The organism is Burkholderia sp. Ac-20353 (genome assembly GCF_017104785.1).
In the GTDB taxonomy this organism is placed as follows: domain Bacteria; phylum Pseudomonadota; class Gammaproteobacteria; order Burkholderiales; family Burkholderiaceae; genus Burkholderia.
The window spans coordinates 1-1,040 of the sequence record NZ_JAAGPL010000518.1 but is presented as its reverse complement, the minus strand read 5'-3'; the positions used below and the strand labels follow the sequence as shown (position 1 = coordinate 1,040).

Here is a 1,040-nt window from a genome sequence, read left to right as displayed (position 1 = left end):
CGACCGGCACCGCATTGACGAAGACGCCGGTGGGTGGCGCATTCAGCTTCGTCGGCGGCACGCTCGCCGACAACGGCGCGACGCTTGCCGCGCCGGCCGGCAACCTGAGCCTGGAAGCGACGAGCGGGAACCTGACGATCGGCAGCGGCGCGACCGTGAGTTCGGCCGGCGTGTCGAAGCAGTTCTTCGACGTGACACGGTATGCGCCGGCGGGGTCGATCACATTGACCGCGGACCACGGCACGGTGGACGTGCAATCGGGCTCGACACTCGACTTCTCGGGCGCGAACGGTGGCGGTGCGGCAGGCAGCCTGACGCTGTCGGCGCAGCAGCAGGTGGTGAACCTGAACGGCACGATCAAGGGCGGTGCGGCAGCAGGCTACACGGGCGGCGCGTTCTCGCTCGACACGGGCGGTGCGGCCAACCTGGACAGCCTGGCGACGACGCTCGCTTCGAGTGGCGTGAACAGCGCAATCACGGTTCATACCAAGGCGGGCAACCTGACGCTGTCACCGGGCAATTCGCTGACGGCCCATACGGTATCGTTGGTCGCGGATGGTGGTACCGGCAAGCAGGTCGACACGACTGACGGCAATGTGACGATTCTCGGGACGATCAATGCGTCGGGTGTGGCGGGCGGCACGATCCGGCTCTATGGCAAGAGCGGTGTCGACGTCGAGGGGACGCTCAGCGCGATTGCGACCACGGACGGTGGCAAGACGATCAATCCGTGGCAGCGCGGGGGCAGGGTTGAAATCGGCACGAGCGCGGTATTCGATCCGTCGTTGAGTGATCCGGTGTCGGGCACGGCCTACAACGGTACCTACGGCTATGAAAGCATCTCGGCCGCCAGAACGACACCCAGTTCCGACGGAAAATATCTGGCCACGGGTGCCATCACGATCGGTCCGCAGGCAAACATCGACGTGCGTGGCGGCACCGCGGGCGGTCTTTCGGGCGGCACGGTCAGTCTGCGCGCGCCGCTGCTGAGCAACGGCGAGGTTCCAGTCTCGATTGACAGTAACGCGCAGATCAAGGGC

The 1,040-nt window shown here is 66.1% G+C and carries 1 protein-coding gene; it reads left to right on the top strand.

The genetic code is table 11. The features are described 5' to 3' along the window. Nucleotides 1–1,040 (top strand): hypothetical protein (locus G3N94_RS41695; RefSeq protein WP_205799957.1); only part of this gene is annotated, 1,040 nt, incomplete at both ends.